The sequence below is a fragment of the Pseudomonas sp. IT-P176 genome, assembly GCF_949767245.1.
GTDB lineage: Bacteria > Pseudomonadota > Gammaproteobacteria > Pseudomonadales > Pseudomonadaceae > Aquipseudomonas.
The window spans coordinates 250,416-269,367 of the sequence record NZ_CATKPN010000079.1; the positions used below are offsets into that span (position 1 = coordinate 250,416).

The 18,952-nt window shown below is 63.3% G+C and carries 16 protein-coding genes; 6 read left to right on the top strand and 10 right to left on the bottom strand.

Annotated elements, in window-relative coordinates:
* Positions 1 to 11 precede the first annotated feature (11 nt).
* Positions 12 to 935: a DUF2242 domain-containing protein gene (locus tag ACM6IP_RS22385; protein ID WP_414862295.1), complete on the top strand. Its 924-nt coding sequence runs from the start codon at positions 12 to 14 to the stop codon at positions 933 to 935.
* Between the two features lie 338 nt (positions 936 to 1,273).
* On the opposite strand, the gene ACM6IP_RS22390 is transcribed toward ACM6IP_RS22385, so the two are convergent.
* Positions 1,274 to 2,314 (bottom strand): AraC family transcriptional regulator, encoded by a 1,041-nt coding sequence (locus ACM6IP_RS22390; RefSeq protein ID WP_095167808.1) that lies wholly within the window; start codon positions 2,312 to 2,314, stop codon positions 1,274 to 1,276.
* A 3-nt stretch (positions 2,315 to 2,317) separates the two neighbouring features.
* Positions 2,318 to 3,448 carry a carbon-nitrogen hydrolase family protein gene (locus tag ACM6IP_RS22395; RefSeq protein ID WP_401126631.1) on the bottom strand — a complete coding sequence of 377 codons (1,131 nt, stop codon included), beginning with the start codon at positions 3,446 to 3,448 and terminating at the stop codon, positions 2,318 to 2,320.
* 211 nt (positions 3,449 to 3,659) lie between these two features.
* On the opposite strand from ACM6IP_RS22395, the gene ACM6IP_RS22400 reads away from it, so the two are divergent.
* Together ACM6IP_RS22400 and ACM6IP_RS22405 are read left to right on the top strand one after the other, a co-directional pair.
* A complete protein-coding gene (locus ACM6IP_RS22400) occupies positions 3,660 to 5,699 on the top strand; it encodes an NADPH-dependent 2,4-dienoyl-CoA reductase (protein ID WP_320334037.1) in 2,040 nt (679 codons plus the stop codon).
* 189 nt (positions 5,700 to 5,888) lie between these two features.
* Positions 5,889 to 6,821 carry a 1-aminocyclopropane-1-carboxylate deaminase/D-cysteine desulfhydrase gene (locus tag ACM6IP_RS22405; protein WP_414862296.1) on the top strand — a complete coding sequence of 311 codons (933 nt, stop codon included), beginning with the start codon at positions 5,889 to 5,891 and terminating at the stop codon, positions 6,819 to 6,821.
* On the opposite strand, the gene ACM6IP_RS22410 is transcribed toward ACM6IP_RS22405, so the two are convergent.
* The 3 genes from ACM6IP_RS22410 to ACM6IP_RS22420 form a co-directional block, all read right to left on the bottom strand.
* A complete protein-coding gene (locus ACM6IP_RS22410; RefSeq protein ID WP_159994605.1) occupies positions 6,818 to 7,366 on the bottom strand; it encodes a cytochrome b in 549 nt (182 codons plus the stop codon). The two genes, ACM6IP_RS22405 and ACM6IP_RS22410, sit on opposite strands and share 4 nt — an antisense overlap.
* A 198-nt stretch (positions 7,367 to 7,564) precedes the next feature.
* The gene (gene phnX / locus ACM6IP_RS22415) at positions 7,565 to 8,392 is read right to left on the bottom strand and encodes a phosphonoacetaldehyde hydrolase (RefSeq protein WP_095167817.1); all 828 of its coding nucleotides are present in this window, start codon (positions 8,390 to 8,392) and stop codon (positions 7,565 to 7,567) included.
* Between the two features lie 79 nt (positions 8,393 to 8,471).
* Positions 8,472 to 9,581: a 2-aminoethylphosphonate--pyruvate transaminase gene (locus ACM6IP_RS22420; protein WP_414862297.1), complete on the bottom strand. Its 1,110-nt coding sequence runs from the start codon at positions 9,579 to 9,581 to the stop codon at positions 8,472 to 8,474.
* 109 nt (positions 9,582 to 9,690) lie between these two features.
* On the opposite strand from ACM6IP_RS22420, the gene ACM6IP_RS22425 reads away from it, so the two are divergent.
* On the top strand, positions 9,691 to 10,551 hold the full coding sequence (locus ACM6IP_RS22425) for a LysR substrate-binding domain-containing protein (RefSeq protein WP_159994607.1): 861 nt from the start codon (positions 9,691 to 9,693) through the stop codon (positions 10,549 to 10,551).
* A 282-nt stretch (positions 10,552 to 10,833) separates the two neighbouring features.
* Here ACM6IP_RS22425 and ACM6IP_RS22430 read toward each other — a convergent pair whose 3' ends face one another.
* Positions 10,834 to 11,706, bottom strand: a complete 873-nt coding sequence (locus tag ACM6IP_RS22430) for a LysR family transcriptional regulator (RefSeq protein WP_095167822.1) — start codon at positions 11,704 to 11,706, stop codon at positions 10,834 to 10,836.
* Between the two features lie 291 nt (positions 11,707 to 11,997).
* On the opposite strand from ACM6IP_RS22430, the gene ACM6IP_RS22435 reads away from it, so the two are divergent.
* A complete protein-coding gene (locus ACM6IP_RS22435; RefSeq protein WP_159994609.1) occupies positions 11,998 to 13,308 on the top strand; it encodes an MFS transporter in 1,311 nt (436 codons plus the stop codon).
* A gap of 34 nt (positions 13,309 to 13,342) precedes the next feature.
* Here ACM6IP_RS22435 and ACM6IP_RS22440 read toward each other — a convergent pair whose 3' ends face one another.
* The gene (locus tag ACM6IP_RS22440; RefSeq protein WP_414862298.1) at positions 13,343 to 15,199 is read right to left on the bottom strand and encodes a type VI secretion system Vgr family protein; all 1,857 of its coding nucleotides are present in this window, start codon (positions 15,197 to 15,199) and stop codon (positions 13,343 to 13,345) included.
* Positions 15,200 to 15,418: 219 nt separating this feature from the next.
* Between ACM6IP_RS22440 and ACM6IP_RS22445 the strand changes: the two genes are divergently transcribed.
* Positions 15,419 to 16,123, top strand: a complete 705-nt coding sequence (locus tag ACM6IP_RS22445) for a YebC/PmpR family DNA-binding transcriptional regulator (RefSeq protein ID WP_095167828.1) — start codon at positions 15,419 to 15,421, stop codon at positions 16,121 to 16,123.
* 118 nt (positions 16,124 to 16,241) lie between these two features.
* Here ACM6IP_RS22445 and ACM6IP_RS22450 read toward each other — a convergent pair whose 3' ends face one another.
* The 3 genes from ACM6IP_RS22450 to ACM6IP_RS22460 all read right to left on the bottom strand — a co-directional run bounded on the left by ACM6IP_RS22450 (position 16,242) and on the right by ACM6IP_RS22460 (position 18,894).
* Positions 16,242 to 17,555 carry a leucine-rich repeat-containing protein kinase family protein gene (locus ACM6IP_RS22450; protein WP_414862299.1) on the bottom strand — a complete coding sequence of 438 codons (1,314 nt, stop codon included), beginning with the start codon at positions 17,553 to 17,555 and terminating at the stop codon, positions 16,242 to 16,244.
* Between the two features lie 83 nt (positions 17,556 to 17,638).
* Complete coding sequence (locus ACM6IP_RS22455; protein ID WP_414862300.1) at positions 17,639 to 18,391, bottom strand: anti-sigma factor family protein; 753 nt, start codon at positions 18,389 to 18,391, stop codon at positions 17,639 to 17,641.
* Positions 18,388 to 18,894, bottom strand: a complete 507-nt coding sequence (locus ACM6IP_RS22460) for a sigma-70 family RNA polymerase sigma factor (protein ID WP_401126618.1) — start codon at positions 18,892 to 18,894, stop codon at positions 18,388 to 18,390. Before ACM6IP_RS22460 ends, ACM6IP_RS22455 begins: the two co-directional genes overlap by 4 nt.
* Between the last annotated feature and the right edge of the window lie 58 nt (positions 18,895 to 18,952).

Sequence of the window (18,952 nt, forward strand, 5' to 3'; positions counted from 1 at the left end):
CAGGATGTTCAATGTTCACATCATTCCCTATGCGTACCGCGGGACTGGCGCTGGTGCTGGCTGCCGCAGCTGGTTGCGCGAAGGACCAGGCCATTTATGAGCATGAGAACTTCGACGACTCCGGAACCTTCTCGCGCAAGTATCCGGTGACCGACACCGCTTCCTGTGAAGCTGCTCGCCGGGCCTTGTTGAGCCAGGGCTACATCATCACCAGTTCCGATCCGAAACTGATCAGTGGCCACAAGAGCTTCCAGCAGACCGGCGACACCCACATGGAGATTAGTTTCAGCGTGGTCTGCGCCGAAGACAGCAGCCATCACGCGACCATGTTTGCCAACGCCTTGCAGGACCGCTACGCGTTGAAGAAGACCAACAACTCCGCCAGCCTCGGGGTAGGGGTGCTGGGGTCGGTATCGATGCCTATCGGCTCCTCCGATGATTCGATGGTCAAGGTTGCGAGTGAAACCGTCACGTCGGGTAAGTTTTATGAGCGCTTTTTTGCCCTGGTGGAATTGTTCCTGCCACCGGATGTAAAAAAGGCCGCCCATATCACCGAAAAACCCAAGACGGACCTCGGCGTACCAGAAGCCAAGCCCGCGCCAGTCACACCGACGCCTGCCGCACAACCTGCGCCAGAACCTGCGCCAGAACCTGTGCCAGTGCCTGCCGCCGAACCCGTTGCCCCTGCGACGCCTGAGCCAACGCCCACTGCGCCGGCGGCATCCGAACCGGTAGCACCACCGCCCGAAGCCGCACCGATCACGCCTGCGAATGTCATCGAGCCCGCCCCGCAGACCGCCCCGCAACCAGCGCTGGAGCCAACACTGGAATCCATGCCGCAAGCCGTGCCGCCAGTGATCTCACCCCCGGCCAACCCAGATTCGCTGCCCGCCCCGAGCGAGCCGATCACACCTATGCCGTCCTCCGGCCAGTAACCTGTCAGCCAGCGCTGCGGCCCCTGTGGGGTAGCGCAGCCGGGCGCTTGACCTGCATCAAACTGCGCTATCCGGCGCCCATGATAAATTCTTCAGGGTCTGCTACGTTTTATTGGCAGGAGCCACCGTGTACCCGCGTCATTTTTCTTTCATGCGGGCACTTTATGCTGATGGCGTAGGTCATTGGTGCAACGGTTTTCGACACGACTAAAAGGGAATTCGCAATGGACGATTATCAAGAAGAGCTGCTGGAATATCAGGCATTCGAACTCGACCCGCTAGAGCCTGCGGACGACGCTACCGAGTTGTAGAGGAGCAACTGCAAGTTTGCAGGCGCTTCAGGCCGATTGCCGATGGCTGCGGCGAAACTCGCCGGGCGTCTGGCCGTTCCAGCGTTTGAAGGCGCGTTGAAAGGCTTCGGCCGAGGCAAACCCCAGCAAGTAGGCGATTTCGCCAAAGGCCAGTTCCGTGTCGCGGATATAGGTCATGGCCAGGTCGCGACGCGTGTCGTTGAGAATCGCGCGAAACTGCGTGCCCTCTTCAGCGAGCTTGCGGCGCAAGGTCCAGGTCGGCAACTTCAAGCGTGCCGCCACTTCTTCCAGGTCGGGTTCACGACCGCCATTGAGCAACGGCCCCAGTAGCTGCGTGATGCGTTCGCGCAGGCTCCGGGTGCGGGTCAATTGCTCCAGCTCCCGCTCACACAGCTGGAGCAGCAGGCGCCAGGTGCTGGGGCAGTGCTCGGGGTTGCGTTGCGCCAGGCTGGCCTGGCTCAGGCGCAACTGGTTATGCTCGGCGCCAAACTGCAAGGCGCAGTCCCCCAGCACGGCATAGCGCTCGGCGTAGTCGGGTGCCAGGAATTCGATCTCGATGCGCTCGGCCCGCAGTGGTTGGGGGCAGAGACTGGAGAGTTGCTGCAACCAGCCGGCGATGATCGAGTCCACCACAAAACGGTTGTAGGCGTTGTACGGGCTGATGGAGTAGAACCGCAGCCAGGCCCCTTGGGTATCCTCATGGAAGCTCGACTGGCCGCGATAGTTGGAGCCATACAAGGCCTCGAAGCGAATCAGGCAGCGCGCCGCTTCGCGCACCGTCGGTGCCTGGGCGGCAGTGACCCCGGCCAGCCCCGCCTGACCCAACCGACTGAGCTGGCCCATGCGCAGGCCCAGGGCTGGATCTCCCGTCATCTGGATGGCCGCGTGGCCCAGGCGCATGTAGCGCGGAATCGACAGCCGAGCGCCGGCCTCGGCCAGGCGCGCAGGGTCCAGGCCGTATTGCTCCAGCAGCGGTTGTGGGTCGCAGCCGTGACTGCGCACGGCATCCGCCAGGCTATGGACAAAGCCGACGGACAGGTCCCCCAGGCGCATCGGCAGCGGTTTCATGGGTTACAACCAGATATTCAGCAAACGGGCACCGCGGGCTTCGCCATCGGCGAAGTGCTGGCCGTTGCTGCTGAGGAAACTCTGGCCGGCGCTGCCCTGGTTCCAGAACTGGCCACGCAGGAACACGCTGACCCCGGCATTGGCCAGGCTGCTAGGTGGCTGTGCGGTAAGGGTCAGGCGGTGCCAGGCCTGGCCTTCGCTGAGTTCGCCGGGCTTGAGGCTGATTTCACTGGGAGTGGAGGGCCCCTGGTAACCGCGCCAGGGTTGATCCCAGGTACTGCGGCCGGTGACGAACGCCGGTACCGCGATCAATTCGGCACCTTGGTCGTTGAGCTTGCGGTAGTTGTCCGGGTACCAGCTGTCGTTGCCGATCAGCACTCCCAGGCGTCCGGCGGGCGTCTGGATCACGTTGACGGCCCGGTCGCCACTGGGCCGGATAAACTCTTGCTCGGTGAGGGTCGGGCTCAACTGCCGTTGCGGCTGGCCGATGGGCGCACCGTCCCGGCCAAACACCAGGCTGGTGTTGTACAGCGGACCCCGGCCAATGCTCAGGGCGCCGTCTTTGACCGTCGGCTCCGGCAGCACGATGCTGCCCGCGACCAGGGTAATGTCGAATTCCCGGGCCAGGCCGCCGAACAGCGCCTGGTACTGGCGGGCCATGCTCTTGGCCTTCATGCGCAGGTGGGCATCCTCCAGGCGGCTCTCACCCTGGGCGCCGATCAGCGCCCGCAGGAACGGCAGGGGGTTGCTCACCGCCAGCCAGTTCATGGCTTCCTCGAACGTGCTGGCCTGGTACAGCTCGTCCTTCTCGCCGCTGACCATCAACCAGGTGCCGATGTGCTCAGGCAGCACGACGATGGTCTTGGCGTTGAGCAGGCCTTGATCGCGCGCTTGCTGCAAGTAGGCCGCGAGCTTGCGGTGCAGGCGTTCGGGACTTTGATAGTCGGTGGGGAACAGCTCTGGCTGGATCCCCAGCAGGTTGCCCCGGTCACCGGGTACGCCCTGATCCACTGCGAGCTGGATGCGCAGGTCGGACAGGTAATGGCCCACCGGTCGTTCGGCGGTCCACATGGCGTAGGTGGTGAGGGCGGCGAGCAGGGCCATGGCGAATGTCAGGTAAAGAAGTTTGCGCATGAGAAAACTAAAGATCAGCCGTGTGCAGGGTTCGTCGACTAGGGTAGGCCCCATGCCGGCGAATGCCAAGGGGGGCTGCACATTTGGATCAGTAACTTGTCAGTTACGGTCATTGAGTGCAGGCGGGCCGGCTCTTAGTCTGTGACCCATAACCGATGGACGCCCAAGAGCGTTCGCACTTTTTCCGTGATCACTCGTTGTGGAGTTACCGATGGCCGCCGCTCACTACCCGCACCTGTTGGCCCCGCTGGACCTGGGTTTTACCACGTTGCGCAACCGCACCCTGATGGGTTCGATGCACACCGGGCTGGAAGAGAAACCGGGCGGTTTCGAGCGTATGGCGGCCTACTTTGCCGAGCGTGCCCGTGGCGGCGTTGGCCTGATGGTCACTGGCGGTATCGGTCCGAACGAAGAGGGCGGGGTGTACGGCGGCGCGGCCAAGCTGACCACCCTTGAAGAAGCGCTAAAACACCAGATCGTCACCCGTGCGGTGCATGAGGCCGGTGGCAAAATCTGCATGCAGATCCTCCACGCCGGGCGTTATGCCTACAGCCCGAAACAGGTGGCACCGAGCGCGATCCAGGCGCCGATCAACCCGTTCAAGCCCAAAGAGCTGGACGAGGAAGGTATCGAGAAACAGATCAGCGATTTCGTCACCTGCTCCGCCCTGGCGCAAACCGCCGAATACGACGGCGTCGAGATCATGGGCTCGGAAGGTTATTTCATTAACCAGTTCCTCGCCGCCCACACCAACCACCGTACCGACCGCTGGGGTGGCGCCTACGAAAACCGCATGCGCCTGCCGGTGGAAATCGTGCGCCGCGTGCGTGAAGCTGTCGGCCCGAACTTCATCATCATCTTCCGCCTGTCGATGCTCGACCTGGTGGAAGGCGGCAGCACCTGGGAAGAAATCGTGCAGTTGGCCAAGGCCATCGAGCAGGCTGGTGCAACGATCATCAACACCGGGATCGGCTGGCACGAAGCGCGGATTCCAACCATCGCCACCAAGGTGCCGCGTGCAGCCTTCAGCAAGGTCACCGCCAAGTTGCGGGGTTCGGTGGGTATTCCGCTGATCACTACCAACCGCATCAACACCCCGGAAGTCGCCGAGCAGATCCTCGCCGAAGGCGATGCCGACATGGTCTCGATGGCACGGCCGTTCCTCGCCGACCCGGAGTTCGTCAACAAGGCGGCTGCCGGGCGTGGCGATGAAATCAACACCTGCATCGGCTGCAACCAGGCCTGCCTGGACCACACCTTCGGCGGTAAGCTGACCTCCTGCCTGGTCAACCCGCGTGCCTGCCACGAAACCGAACTCAATTACCTGCCGGTGCAGCAGATCAAGAAGATCGCCGTGGTCGGCGCCGGGCCTGCGGGGCTGGCGGCCGCCACTGTTGCCGCCGAGCGCGGGCACCAGGTGACGCTGTTCGATTCGGCCAGCGAAATCGGCGGTCAGTTCAACGTCGCCAAACGTGTGCCGGGCAAGGAAGAGTTCTTCGAAACCCTGCGCTACTTCAACCGCAAGTTGCAGACCAGCCATGTCGAGCTGTGCCTGAACACTCGCGTCGATGTGCCACAACTGGTCGCCGGCGGCTACGACGAAGTGATCCTGGCCACCGGTATCGCGCCACGGCTGCCGGCGATTCCCGGCATCGACAATGCCAAGGTGCTGAGCTACCTGGATGTGATTCTGCAGCGCAAGCCGGTCGGTAAAAAAGTCGCGGTAATCGGCGCCGGCGGTATCGGTTTCGACGTGTCGGAATTCCTAGTGCACCAGGGTGTGTCCACCAGTCAGGACCGCGAAGCCTTTTGGAAGGAGTGGGGCATCGACACTCACCTGCAAGCGCGCGGTGGCGTGGCCGGCATCAAGGCCGAGCCGCATGCCCCGGCCCGCGAGGTGTTCCTGCTGCAACGCAAGAAATCCAAGGTCGGCGACGGCCTGGGCAAGACCACCGGCTGGATTCACCGCACCGGTCTGAAGAACAAGCAGGTGCAGATGCTCAACAGCGTCGAGTACCTGAAGATCGACGACGCCGGCTTGCACATTCGCATTGGTGAGACTGGCGAGCCGCAACTGTTGCCGGTGGACAACATTGTGATCTGCGCCGGCCAGGACCCGCTGCGTGAACTGTATGACGGCCTGCTGGCCGCTGGGCAGAACGTGCACCTGATCGGCGGTGCGGACGTGGCGGCGGAGCTTGATGCCAAGCGCGCGATCAACCAGGGATCGCGTCTGGCGGCTGAGCTCTAAGTCAACCCACGTTGGCCCTGTAGCAGCTGTCGAGCCCGCGAGGCTGCGTTCGAGGACGCAGTCCTCGCCGGGTTGGCGTGGGTCCTTGGCGCCTGCTTCGCAGCCGAACGCAGCCTCGCAGGCTCGGCAGCTGCTACGAGGTGCATGGCTGGTAGACTGACGTTCCACTTCTGGTGAACGATGTTGCCGATGTTTTGCGTACCTGCCGATTGGTCTCCCCGCGCTCCCCTCGAACCCCTGCACCTGGACTGGCTCGACCGTGCCGGTGTCGAGGTCGCGGTGCTGCGCCTGGACCTGATCGACCCGCTGATCTGTGGCAACAAGTGGTTCAAGCTGATGGATCACCTCCGGCTCGCCAGCGAGGCGGGAGCACAGGGCGTCATCAGCCTGGGCGGTGCCTGGTCCAATCACCTGCACGCCCTGGCGGCGGCCGGCAAGCGATTTGGCTTTGCCACCGTCGGTCTGTTGCGCGGGCATCCCCAGTCCAATGCCACGGTGCAAGACCTGCAGGCGTTCGGCATGCACCTGCACTGGCTGGGTTACGGCGGCTATCGAGCCCGGCATGAACCTGGGTTCTGGCAGCCGTGGTTGGCGCAGTACCCGGGGTTTGCGCCAATCCCCGAGGGCGGTGGCGGCTTGGCGGGTGCGCGGGGTTGCGGGCAACTGCTGGACCTGGTCGCTGAGCAGTTGCCTGGCCTGGGCTGGACCGATCACCACGGTTGGTGGCTGGCCTGCGGGACCGGTACCACCCTGGCGGGCCTGGTGCTGGCCGAGGCGGGCAGGCATGCGGTGCAGGGTGTGTTGGCGGTGCCGGACGACCACGGAGTGGCCGGGCAGGTCGCAGCGATCCTGGCGCAGGGCGGCTGGTCAGGTGGCGACTATCGGCTGATCGATGGCAGCCGTGGCGGTTTTGCCAAGGTCGACCCGGTGCTCCTGGCGTTCATCGAGGCCACCGAGCAGGCCAGCGGTCTGCCGCTGGAGCCGCTGTACACCGGCAAGGCCTTGCTGGCGCTCAAGCAACAGGTCGAGGCGGGGCACGTGGCCCCCGGCACACGCTGGATCTTTGTGCACACCGGCGGCTTGCAGGGCCGCCGGGGATTTACCTCCCAGGCAGGTGGTTAACCGCGCTTGGGCATCATCCGTAGCAGGGTGTTGTCGCGGTAGAAATAATGGTGCGCCAGTCCGGCCACGGCATGCAGGCCGATCAGCCAGTAACCGATGGTGCCCCCCAGCACGTGCCAGCCTTCGATCTGCTTGGCCAGCTCCTTGTCTTCGCCGATCAGCATTGGCAGGTCGATGCCATAGAACATCACTTGATGGCCTGCGGCGCTGGTGATCAGCCAGCCGAGAATCGGCATGCCGATCATGAATACATACAGCGCGACGTGCATCAGGGTCGCCAGCAGGCTTTGCCAGCGCGGTGGAGTGGGTACGATTTTCGGTGCCACCCCCAGGCTGCGGGCGAACAGGCGCAACCAGACCAGGACGAACACGGTCAGGCCGAGCATGAAGTGCGCTTCCTTGATCAGGGTCCGACCGCCACTGCCTTTGGGAAAGATCCCCCGCAGTTCGATGGTGGCGTATACCACGGCCAGCAGCACCAGCATCAACCAGTGCAGCGCGATCGATACGCTGCTGTAGCGTGAGACAGAGTTCTTCCAGGGCATAGGGTTTTTTCCTCACTGTTCAGGTCACAAATCTCCATTCTTGTGCGACGGAGTGCCTTCACTGTAATCCTGTTAGGAAGGAATTGCCTGAGCCAGGTCAGGCTTTTGTCCTACGTATAGCGCTCTGTCACAGGGCTTTACCCAAAAAAAAGCGCCAGCCCCGGTCAAGGGCTGGCGCTTTGTCGGGCGCGAGGGTGATCAGCTGCTTTGTGGCATCTCACCCTGGGCCAGGCGTTTGTTGATGTCGGCGATCACCTGCGGCAGGTCGGTGATGGTGTCGATCATGTAGTGCGGGCGCGAACCTTCGAACAGGCGATGAATGCGCTCGCGCTCGATAGCCAGGGTGTCGCTGCCCAGGGCGCGATAGCCCTCGTACGTCAGGCCCAGCGCGTTGCCGGAGCAGATCAGGGCGACGGTCCACATCCCGGCGCTTCGGCCTTCGAGGATCCCGGGTACGGTGTCATCGATCTTCACGCAGGCGGCGACGTCGTTGATGCCCAGGGCGATGACGTTGGCCAGGGCCTGGGCTGGCCATGGGCGACCGTTGGGCACTTCGTCGGTGGCGACCACGTGATCGGCGATGTAGCCGTTGGTGGCTGCCAGCTCGACCACCTTGTCCATCACCTGTTTCGGATAGCCGGAGCAGGAACCGATCTTGATGCCTTGCTGGCGCAGGTTGGCAATGGTCTCCAGGGCGCCAGGGATCAGCGCCGAGTGCTCGGCGATCTTTTCGATCTGCAGCGGCATGAAACGTTGATAGATGGCGGTCACGTCATCGTCGGTCGGGGTGCGGCCAAACACCTTGCGATAACGCTCGGCCACTTGTGGCTGGTCACACAGGGTGCGGATGTGGTCCCACTTGCCCATGCCCATCGGGCCACGGGCTTCTTCGATGGAGACCTGCACGTCGAATTCGGCGAACGCCTCGACAAAGATCTGGGTCGGCGCGAACGAGCCGAAGTCGACTACGGTGCCGGCCCAGTCGAGGATGGCGGCTTGCAGTTGAGTTGGGTTGTTGTAGTTCATGGTTTGCGAATCCTGTATTTGGGAAATAGTGAACCCTGCAGCAGCTGGCGTAGCCTGCGTCCGGCTGAGCACTGAACAGTCAGATGTCGAGCACTTCCATCTCGCGCAAGACCTCGGCCACGGCGGCCACTGCGGCGCGCATCTCGGCCTGGTTGACGTGACCGATGCAGCCGACGCGGAAGGTTTCGACCTGGGTCAACTTGCCCGGGTAGAGGATGAAACCCTTGGCCTTGACCCGTTCGTAGAACTCCTTGAATTGATAGCGTGGGTCCTGCGGGGCGTGAAAGGTGACGATGATCGGCGCCTGGATGGCCGTCGGCAGGAAGCTGCGCAAGCCAAGCCTGGCCATTTCTTCGAGCAGCACCTGGCAGTTGTCGGCGTAGCGTTGGTGGCGAACCGCCAAGCCGCCTTCTTCGTTGTATTGCAGCAGGGCTTCGTGCAGCGCCGCGACCACGTGGGTCGGCGGGGTGAAGCGCCACTGGCCGGTCTTGGCCATATAGCTGTGCTGGTCGAACAGGTCCATGGCCAGCGAATGGGAGTTGCCGGCCGCATTGGCCAGGGCGTCCTTGTTGGCGAAGACAAAACCCATGCCGGGCACGCCTTCCAGGCACTTGCCGCTGGCGGCGATCAACGCGTCGAAGGGCACTTGCCGGGCGTCGATCGGTAGCGCACCAAACGAACTCATGGCGTCGATGATCAGGCGTTTGCCGTGCTCGGCGATGACCTGGGCAATGTCGGCCAACGGGTTGAGAATCCCGGTGCTGGTTTCGCAGTGGATCAGCGCAACGTGGGTGATGCTGGTGTCGGCCCGCAGCAGGCGGTCGACGTCGGCGGCGGTGGTCGGCTCGTCTTCAGCGGTTTCGAAGGTGCTGAACGAGCGGCCCAGGTATTCACAGATTTTCGCCAGGCGCTTGCCGTACGCGCCGTTGATCAGCACCAGCACTTTACCGTCGCGGGGCACCAGGGTGCCGATCGCCGCTTCGACGGCGAAGGTCCCGCTGCCTTGCAGGGGCACGCAGTGGTGGCTGTCGGCGCCGTTGACGATGCTCAGCAGTTGTTCGCAGAGGCTGGCGGTCAGTTGGTTGAAGCGGTCATCCCATGAACCCCAGTCGACCATCATCGCCTGGCGGGTGCGGGCCGAAGTCGTCAGTGGGCCGGGGGTGAGCAGGATGGGTTCGGCAGTGCTCATTCGCGTGTCCTCGTTATCGATGGGATGAAGCTACGGGAGATAAATTGCAATTTGCCGCGCCATCAATCAAATTGTTTGTTGTTATGCCAATCATCAGTAAGGCTTATTCATGAACCTGTTCCAGCTGCGCGCATTCGATGCGGTGGCCCGTGAGGGCAGCTTTACCCGGGCCGCTGCCCGTCTGTTCATCAGCCAGCCGGCAGTCACCGGGCACATCAAGGCGCTGGAGGAGCACTACCAGATCACGCTGCTGCGGCGCACCGCACGGCGGGTCGAACTGACGGAGGAGGGCACCAAGCTGGCGGCGATCACCCGGGCGATGTTCGGCCTGGCCGAAGAAGCCCAGGTGATGCTCGAGGCCAACCGGCAGTTGCTGACCGGGCGCCTGGAAGTGGCGGCGGACGGGCCGCACATGGTCATGCCGATGCTCGCCAGCCTGCGGGCGCGCTACCCGGGCATCACGGTCAACCTGCGCTTGGGCAACGCCCAGGAAACCCTCGCGGCGCTGCTGTCCGAGCACGCCGACGTGGCGGTCCTGACCGAAGTCGAGCCGCGCAAGGGCCTGCACCTGCAAGCCCTGAGCGAGTCGCGCATCTGCGCGCTGGTGCCCGCCGGTCACCCCTGGTCGAGCCTGGACCAGGGCATCAGCCTTGAGGCGCTGGACCAGGTGATCATGGTCCTGCGGGAGCCGAGTTCGATCACCCGCCGTACCTTCGATGAGGCCTGCAGCCAGGCGCGGATCACCCCTCGGGTGCTGCTGGAACTGGACAGCCGCGAAGCGGTGACCGAGGCGGTGGCGGCGGAACTTGGGGTCGGGGTGGTGTCGTCGGTCGAGGTTAGTCACGACCCACGGGTGCGCGCGGTGCCGATCATCGGTGAGGGGCTGGTCAATCGGCACTTGATCGGCTGCATGGAGCGGCGCCGGGACCTGCGCCTGATCCAGGCGTTTTTTGCCCTGGCGCCCGCCTGATGGAATGTGGCGCGTCTATCGCTAGCAGGCTCACATTGATGGAGCTGAGTGGATGTCCCCCAAATCTGCGAACACCCAGAACCACTGTGGGAGCGGGCTTGCCCGCGATGGGGCCGGACCATTCAACATCGATGGTGCCAGACATACCGCTATCGCTGGCAAGCCGCAAGCGGGCGCCGCAAGCGGGCGCCAGCTCCCACAGGCTGAGTGGATGCCCCCCAAATCTGCGAACACCCAGAACCACTGTGGGAGCGGGCTTGCCCGCGATGGGGCCGGACCTGCCTACTCCAGGCTCTCACGCACCATCTGCAAAAACGTCGCCACTACGCGCCGTGAACTCTGTTCGCGCAGGCACACCAGGGTTTCGGTCAGGCGCCGGGTGCAATCGATAATCGGTAGAGCGCAAACCCGGGAGTCGGCGCCGAACTCGGCGGCCGAGACCACGCCCACGCCAATCCCGACCACTACGGCTTCCCGTGCAGCCTCACGGCCCTCCACCTGGATCGCCGGGCGAATGCGCAGGCCGGCCCGGGCCATTTCTTCTTCCAGGGTCTGGCGGGTCACCGAACCGATTTCGCGTAATACCAGCGGAGTGTCGTCCAGGTCCGCCAGGCAGATCGATTCGCGGTCGGCCCAGGGGTGGCTGCGGGAAACGAATGCCACCATCGGGTCGTTGCGCAGCGGTAGTGTCAGCAGGCGCGCATCGCTGACGTCCCGTCCGAGCAAGGCCAGGTCAGCCTGATAGTTGAACAGGCGAAACAGTGATTCGTCGGTGTTGCCGGTTTCGATCTTCACGCTGATGCCGGGATAGCGCTCGCAGAACCGGGCGATTTGCGGCAGTACGTGGACCGGGGCATCCACCGCCAGGATCAGGCTGCCGGTCTGCAGTGCCTGGGAGTCGTGCAGCAGTTCCTGGGCCTCGGCTTCGATCACGAACAGGCGTTGTGTGATGCTCAACAGGCGCTCACCCAGGTCGGTCAGGCGCACTGAGCGCTTGTTGCGATGAAACAACAACACACCAAAACGCTCTTCGAGTTTGCGCACCTGGTCGGAGATTGCCGGCTGAGTCAGGAACAAGCGTTCGGCGGCTTTGGTGAAGCTGCCGTGTTTGGCCACGGCATGGAAAGCTTTGAGCTGGGCGTGGGATACCGACATCGCGTGACCTCTTACAGGCTGAGCGTATATTTGAAATACGATAAATCGATTTCTCTTATTCAACAGTAACTGTTTTTATCGTACCTAGCCCCGCAGGTCGGTCAGTCGACCCACGGCGGTGGCCATGATCCTGGCGCGCATGGAACATCTCGAGACAGGGATGGAGCAGGACTCATCTGACCGGTAACGCCCGCCCTCCAAGGGGCCCTGGCGCAGCGCTGAACAATAAAAATACAGGCGTTTGGCTTTCGGAATCTGCCGGCACACTCACACCCTGAGGTCAGATCCACCATGCAAAAGCACATCGGCACCCTCAAGCGTTGGCGCGTGCAAATCTTCGCCATTACCTGGCTCGCCTACGCGGCCTTCTACTTCACTCGCAAAGCGTTCTCCGTGGCCAAGCTGGGGATCGGTGAAGACCCTACCTTTCACCTCGACAAAATGGCCATGGCCAACCTCGACGGGCTCTACCTGGCAGCCTATGCCGTCGGCCAGTTCACCTGGGGCATCCTCGCCGATCGCTATGGGCCGCGGGTGGTGGTGTTCGGCGGATTGTTGATCTCAGCCTTGGCGGCGTTGGTGATGGGCAACTTTGCCACCTTGCCGATCTTCGCTACCTGCATGGTCATCCAGGGCCTGGCGCAGGCCACCGGGTGGTCCGGTCTGTGCAAGAATCTCGGCAGTTTCTACCCCGCCGAACAACGCGGCCGGGTGCTGGGCCTGTGGAGTTCGTGCTACGCCTTTGGCGGCCTGGTGGCTTCGCCTTTTGTCGGCTGGTGGGCCTATACCCTGGTGGGCAGTTGGCATGCGGCGTTCATTTCCAGTGCCGCGGTGGTGGCAGTGGTGGCGCTGCTGTTTTTTATCTTTCAGCGCAACCAGCCTGAAGACGTCGGCTTGCCGGCAGTGGAGCCGCAGCCGCAACTGACAGCTGCCGAGGCAGATGCGCAAAGCCGGATCAGTATGTGGGCGCCGCTGCGCGAAATTCTGCGCAACCGCACGGTGCTGACCCTGGGCCTGGCGTACTTCATGCTCAAGCCAGCGCGTTACGCGATTCTGTTGTGGGGACCAGTGATCGTCTTCGAGCAAATGCCCTCCGTGGGCAAGGTGGGGGCAGCGATCATCCCTACCGCGTTCGAGCTGGCGGGGTTGCTGGGGCCGATCATGATTGGCCTGGCCTCGGACAAACTGTTCGGTGCGCGGCGCTTGCCGGCCTGCGTCCTGAGCCTGCTGGCCCTGACTGTCTCGCTGGCGCTGTTCATGGGCGCCTTGCAGACCGGTAGCGTGTTGCTGGTAGTGGCCTTGTTGTTTGTCATGGGCCTGACCCTGTACGGACCGGACTCGATGATCAGCGGTGCGGCCGCGATTGACTTCGGCACCGCCAAGGCCGGCGCCACCGCCGCTGGTTTCGTCAACGGCTGCGGTTCGGTCGGGGCGATCCTCGGCGGCCTGCTGCCCGGCTACTTCGACACGGTCACGGTGTTCATCGTGTTTGCCGGTTGCGCGTTGTTTTCCGCCCTGGTGCTGATCCCCCACTGGAACAGCCGCCCGGCAGGGCTGCAACCTAACCGTGCGCTTGTGCCGACGGTGCCGGTAACGATTTAGCCACTGCACAGCTGATTGCTCCCTGCCGCCGCTCTTAGCCTGACCGGGGCGCCTTGCCGGCGTGGGGCAGCAACCAGTCGAACAACAGTTGGTTGTGCCCCGTGCGTGCAGACGGGCTGGTGGGCCTGGCACTCTCAATGAAGCTCAGGCGTTGCTCGCTGTTCCAGTGTTGCTGGAAGTACTCGGCCAGCGCCACGCATTGCCCCGGATACAGCAGGCACAGTTGGTCCGGGGTGCGGGCGAACTCGCAGGCCAGCTGTTTTTTCTGCGCCGGTGAAAGCGCCAGGTTACCCGACGCCAGGCTGGTGCCCTGCATGACCACGTCGCTGCGATCCAGGCCGCTCAACTCCTTGAGGCCGGGGCGCGGCATACGCACGATGTACCAGTTGGCGTGGGCCAGGCGGTCAGTGGTCGCGGGCGGGCGTTCGAACAGCGAGATTTCACCGCTCCAGCCGCTGTGCTGGGGCTGAGGTAGCCTGGATTGTTCGAGGGGGTCCACGCCAGGGGTGGGTGTGGGGCTGAACAGTGGGCCGGCCAAGGTGATGCTGTCTGCAGTCAAGTGCAGCACGTTGCCATTGGCTGTGAGGCTGATGGGGTGTTCTTCAGCGTGCCGTGCCGGGCCATTGCGCACCACGCCGAGGTCGGTGTCATACAACACCGGTCGATCGGGATCACCATCAAGGAAGCTGACCTGGACTTCGCTACCGCCTGCGGGCACCTGCGTGGCGGCAGCGGCCACCTGGACCCTGGGCAACCAGAGCCCCGAGGGCGCATCACCCACGTCCTGCTCAGGCCACAACCGGACCTCCACTCGACCCAGTGCGTCGAGCACTGCCGGCTCTATCACCCGACCGATTTGCTGACCGTGGATGCGCGGTTTGGGGTGCTTGAGCGCCGGGCGGAATTCGCTGGACCAGGGAATGGCAGTGAACTGATTGCGGTAGTGGCTTGCGGAGCCTTGGTGCTCAACCTCACAGAGCAACCACTGGTCATTGAACACTGCGACAGGATGGCCGCTGACTTGCAGGATGCCGCCACTGCACAGACCCGGCTGGGTACTGTGCCCCTGGACTTGCCGGTGCAGGCACCGCAGCCGTTCGAGCTCGCGCCGGCTCAACTGGAGCTGGTGCTGCTGGGTTGTGGCCTGAGCGATTTGATTGGCGGCGTCTGCCGGCGCGGGGCGCGACTCCTGTGGTTCGCCCCGTGGCGGAACGCTGTGGCGCGGCGCGAAGTCGGGCGGGCTGTGACATTGAAACAACTGGCTGATCACCGGCTGGTCGGCACTGGGCGCAAAGGCGGTCTCTAGCGGGTGCTGGGTGAAGCTGGCGCTGTCCTCGGCGAACACCAGTACATGTCGCTCGTGCTGGTGTTCAAAGTGAAAGTGGATGCCTTCCTCTTCACACAGCCGATGCAGCAGGTGCAGGTCGGTTTCGTCGTACTGGATGCACAGCGCCCGCGGTGGGTACTCGCCATGGTGCAGCTCGAAGCGGTAACTGTCGGCGGGCAGGTTGTGCTCTTCGAGCAACTGGTGCAGCAGTTGTGGCACGCTCAACTCACGCCGCACACGCCGTCGTGGCGTTTGCTCCAGGGCTACCAGGCGAGGTGCCAGGGTCAGACGATAAGTGATCTGCCGTGCGCTTGCCTCGATCAGAGCGGCGCACTGGACGATCCCGTGGCGACCGCAATCCGCACCCAGGCTGAGGTAGGCCGGCTGGTGCAGCCACTGCTCAAGCCGAATCGCCGGTGCGGGGCCGAGCAATTCGATCTCCAGTTGGTACAGCTGGTTGAGGGCTTCGTGCCCTTTGAACTGACGCACCGCAAAACTCAAGGCGAGCTCGGGGAGGGTCAGGGTTGGGCTCAGGCCCGGCGGGCTTTCCATGTCGTTGTGCATCACACACCCTTGTGCCTTGAAGTTCGGGACATCGAGGGTACGAAACACTGAGGGTTAATAGTCAGCCCCTAAGCGCATTTCAGAAAGCCCCTACAAGCGCTTGTGGTGATGTCGCTCATCTACTGCAGTTTTTGGTCGATTGCCAACTTTTTGCCGTATAAACTTGCGCAAAGCGTCGGCCAATAGATGTCTCGGCGCCACAGATCAAGAGAGTGAGTTATGGGCGCACAGTGGAAGGTTAAACACAAAGAAGCGGCAGCCAACGCCAAGGGGAAAATCTTCGGCAAGCTGGTGAAGGAAATCACCATTGCTGCGCGTAACGGTGCCGATACCGCAACCAACGCGCATTTGCGCCTGGTGGTGGAACAGGCCAAGAAGGCCTCGATGCCCCGTGAAACCCTGGAACGGGCGATCAAGAAGGGTTCGGGTCAACTGGGTGAGACCGTGCAGTACCACCGTGTGACCTACGAAGGGTTTGCCCCGCACCAGGTACCGCTGATCGTTGAGTGCGTGACCGACAATATCAACCGCACCGTGGCGGAAATCCGCGTGGCGTTCCGTAAGGGTCAGTTGGGTGCTTCCGGTTCCGTGGCTTGGGACTTCGACCACGTGGGCATGATCGAGGCATCGCCGGACACCCCGGACGCCGATCCGGAGATGGCTGCAATCGAAGCCGGTGCCCAGGATTTCGAACCCGCCGAAGACGGCGCGACCCTGTTCATCACCGAAGCCACCGACCTCGATTCGGTGCAGAAAGCCTTGCCGGAGCAGGGTTTCACCGTGTTGTCGGCAAAACTGGGCTACAAGCCGAAGAACCCGGTCAGCGGCTTGACTGACGCGCAGATGGAAGAAGTCGAAGCGTTCCTTGAAGGCCTGGACAACCACGATGACGTGCAGGACATGTTTGTCGGGTTGGCGGGTTGATCTGATTCGCCAGTGACACCGTCATCGCGAGCAGGCTCGCTCCCACATTAGATCGCGTCCGACCAGGCAACTCGGTCAACTGTGGGAGCGAGCCTGCTCGCTATTGACCGCGCAGCGGTCACAGACTTTCCAATTGCTCCACGACTTCGTTGAACCCGGGCCGTGCCAGCACTTGGGGCTGACAGCACTGGCGCTGCAACCTCTCCAGTACCTCGCGTCGTGCGGCACTCAGGCCGGAGTCGATCCGCGCCAGTAACTCCCCCAGCAGAATCCCGAAGGCGCGCACTTCGATGCGTTGCAGTGCGCGGGTTTCCAGGGTCTCGGCGCGGGCATGGAAGGACGCTGCGCCGAAGTCCCCCAGCAGGCAGTCGCCCTGATCGTTATACAAAGTGTTGTGGCCATACAAGTCGCCGTGGGTGATGCCCTGTCGATGCAGGTGCGCAGCGGCCGAGGCGATGCCACGGGCGATGTTCAATGCCACTTCGGCGCTAAAGCGCGTGTCGGGCTCATACACGTCGCGGCTGCAGGAATCCAGGTTGGGCAAGGCGGCCAGGTTGCGATAACTGCGGTCGATCAGCCCCATCACCAGGCCGGCCTGTTGCTGTGGATGGTCGACGATGCGCCCCAGCACGCTGATCAGCTGCGGATGAGTGCCGGCGCTGAGGCAGGCGTTCATTTCATGCAGGGGCGAACCGTCGCTGGTCATCGAGCCTTTGTAGAGTTTCACCGCGACCTGGCGCTCCGGCAGTGATGACGGCTGCCACCGTGCCTGATGAATCACCCCCGAAGCGCCTTCGCCCAGGCGCTGCTGCAGCTGCAATTGCGCCCAGGGGATGTGTGCGGTGGCGGCCAGCGCGCTGGCATCGGCCTCGGTTTCCAGCGGGTTGCCGGCATACGCCAGCCAGGCCAGGGACGGCAAGGTCAGCAACCACTGGGGCAGTTCGCTGAGTTGGTTTTCGGCAATGCGGATCAATTCCAGCCGATGGCACTGGCCCAGGCTGGCGGGCAGGCTGCGCAACCGGTTGCCGGCGAGCATGAGTTTTTGCAGCAGGGGGCGTTGCCCCAGTTCGCTGGGCAATTGCTCCAGTTCATTGTCGGTCAGGATCAACCAGCGCAACTGTGGCGGCAGGGCCGTGGCCGGGACCCGCTGCAGGCGATTGCTCTTGCAGCCGATCATGCTCAGTTGCTGGCATTGACCCAGGCTGGCCGGCAGTTCGCGCAAGTGATTATTCGAACAGAACAGCACCCGCAAGTGGCGCAGTCGGTGCAGGTCGTCCGGCAATTGGCGCAAGGCGTTGCCGCTGAGGTTGAGCACCTCGAGCGAGTCCGCCAGGCTGTAAATTTCCTCGGGAAACTCCTCCAGGCCGCACGACAGGTCCAGTCGTTTGATCCCGGCCAACTCGCCGGATCGCAGTTGTGCAAGGGTATGCATGAACACATCCAGTCAATGGAAGAGAGGGCGGCGTCGAGCCTGCAAACGTTGGAATGATAACGGTAAACGTCCGGGTCTGGCGGCTAGAACTTCAGCGTTTGCTGGATGACCTGGGTAGCCGGGTCGCGGGCTTCGCTGACCATCGCATAGTTGTAGCCGGCCCCTGACCAGTATTGCGCCTGCAATTCTCCGTCGCTGCGACTGCCTTTGGGGAGCAGGTAGTTCCGCGGGCCGGGCGGGCGGATGTAGAAGCTGATCTTGCGCCCGCCTTGGTCTTCATACATCACCATGGCCGCCGGGCCCTGGTCGGTGCTCAGCAATCGTGCACTGACCGGCTGGAAACCCGCGTTGGCGAGGTCCGGCAGGCGGTTGGCGCGGGCAAAATAATGATCGAGCCAGCCCTGCATGTCGCCATCATCGCTGACCCGATAGTCGGCCGGCAGCAGGCCTTGCTGGGCGAACATCCGATACGCCTGCATCGCGTCAGTCATCGGCAGGGTGCCACCGCTGAGCGTCATTTGCCGTGCTTGCCAGCCACCCAGGCCGCCGACACTGACTGCGATCAGCAGCAGGGCGGCACTGGCCAGTTGGCGCCGGGACTGGCGCTTGCGGCGTTGGCGAATCAGCCCCGGGTCGAGGTCGGGGTTGTCCGGTTGTTGCAAGGCGCCGCCCAGGGCTGCCCGCAGTTGCTGGGTGTCCTGCTGCCAGGCGCGTACCTGCCCGGCCATCTGCGGATTGGCCGCCAGGTACGTCTCCACCAGGCGCCGGTCGGCATCGTTGAGCTGATGGTCGACGTAGGCGTGCAGGTCATTGACGCTGGGCGGCATGCTGATCATTTGAGTCTCCGCAGGGAAGGGCTACTGATTTCACCGTCGCTGAGCTGACGCAAAGCCTGGCGCGCCCGGGACAGACGAGACATCACGGTGCCGGTCGGGACCCCGAGGATCTCGGCGACCTCTTTATAACTCAAGCCCTCCACCGCAACCCAGAGCAACAGCGCCCGCTGCTCGGTGGATAACCGGTCGAAGGCTTCCAGGGTGGTCTGCGCAATCACTGTGCGCTCCAGCGAAGGCTGCGGCTCGTCGCGGCCGGTGAAAAACTCAAGCATCCGCGCATAACGCCGGGAGCGGCGATGGGCGTCGAGAAACTGCCGGTACAGAATCGCAAACAGCCAGGCCCGCAGATCGCCCTCCGGGTGTTTGCTGCCCCAACTCGACAGCGCGCGCTCCAGGCACGACTGCACCAGATCGTCGGCGCTGCTGGAATTGCGGGTCAGCGAGACCGCAAAGCGACGCAGCCTGGGGATCAGTTCACGTAACTGTTCGTCGAGAGGGTTCATGGTGGGCGGGCCAGTCACTACGCTTGGGACCAGAGAGACGCTTGGCAGTGGAGGTTAT

Bases quoted from the DNA above. Each gene is read 5' to 3' on its own strand.
- ACM6IP_RS22410 (WP_159994605.1), bottom strand. From the start codon at position 7,366: ATGCCCTGGAAGAACTCTGTCTCACGCTACAGCAGCGTATCGATCGCG.
- phnX (WP_095167817.1), bottom strand. From the start codon at position 8,392: ATGAACTACAACAACCCAACTCAACTGCAAGCCGCCATCCTCGACTGG.
- ACM6IP_RS22450 (WP_414862299.1), bottom strand. From the start codon at position 17,555: ATGCATACCCTTGCACAACTGCGATCCGGCGAGTTGGCCGGGATCAAA.
- ACM6IP_RS22385 (WP_414862295.1), top strand. From the start codon at position 12: ATGTTCACATCATTCCCTATGCGTACCGCGGGACTGGCGCTGGTGCTG.
- ACM6IP_RS22455 (WP_414862300.1), bottom strand. From the start codon at position 18,391: ATGATCAGCATGCCGCCCAGCGTCAATGACCTGCACGCCTACGTCGAC.
- ACM6IP_RS22460 (WP_401126618.1), bottom strand. From the start codon at position 18,894: ATGAACCCTCTCGACGAACAGTTACGTGAACTGATCCCCAGGCTGCGT.
- ACM6IP_RS22405 (WP_414862296.1), top strand. From the start codon at position 5,889: ATGTTTTGCGTACCTGCCGATTGGTCTCCCCGCGCTCCCCTCGAACCC.
- ACM6IP_RS22430 (WP_095167822.1), bottom strand. From the start codon at position 11,706: ATGTCGGTATCCCACGCCCAGCTCAAAGCTTTCCATGCCGTGGCCAAA.
- ACM6IP_RS22390 (WP_095167808.1), bottom strand. From the start codon at position 2,314: ATGAAACCGCTGCCGATGCGCCTGGGGGACCTGTCCGTCGGCTTTGTC.
- ACM6IP_RS22435 (WP_159994609.1), top strand. From the start codon at position 11,998: ATGCAAAAGCACATCGGCACCCTCAAGCGTTGGCGCGTGCAAATCTTC.
- ACM6IP_RS22395 (WP_401126631.1), bottom strand. From the start codon at position 3,448: ATGCGCAAACTTCTTTACCTGACATTCGCCATGGCCCTGCTCGCCGCC.
- ACM6IP_RS22420 (WP_414862297.1), bottom strand. From the start codon at position 9,581: ATGAGCACTGCCGAACCCATCCTGCTCACCCCCGGCCCACTGACGACT.
- ACM6IP_RS22425 (WP_159994607.1), top strand. From the start codon at position 9,691: ATGAACCTGTTCCAGCTGCGCGCATTCGATGCGGTGGCCCGTGAGGGC.
- ACM6IP_RS22440 (WP_414862298.1), bottom strand. From the start codon at position 15,199: ATGCACAACGACATGGAAAGCCCGCCGGGCCTGAGCCCAACCCTGACC.
- ACM6IP_RS22400 (WP_320334037.1), top strand. From the start codon at position 3,660: ATGGCCGCCGCTCACTACCCGCACCTGTTGGCCCCGCTGGACCTGGGT.
- ACM6IP_RS22445 (WP_095167828.1), top strand. From the start codon at position 15,419: ATGGGCGCACAGTGGAAGGTTAAACACAAAGAAGCGGCAGCCAACGCC.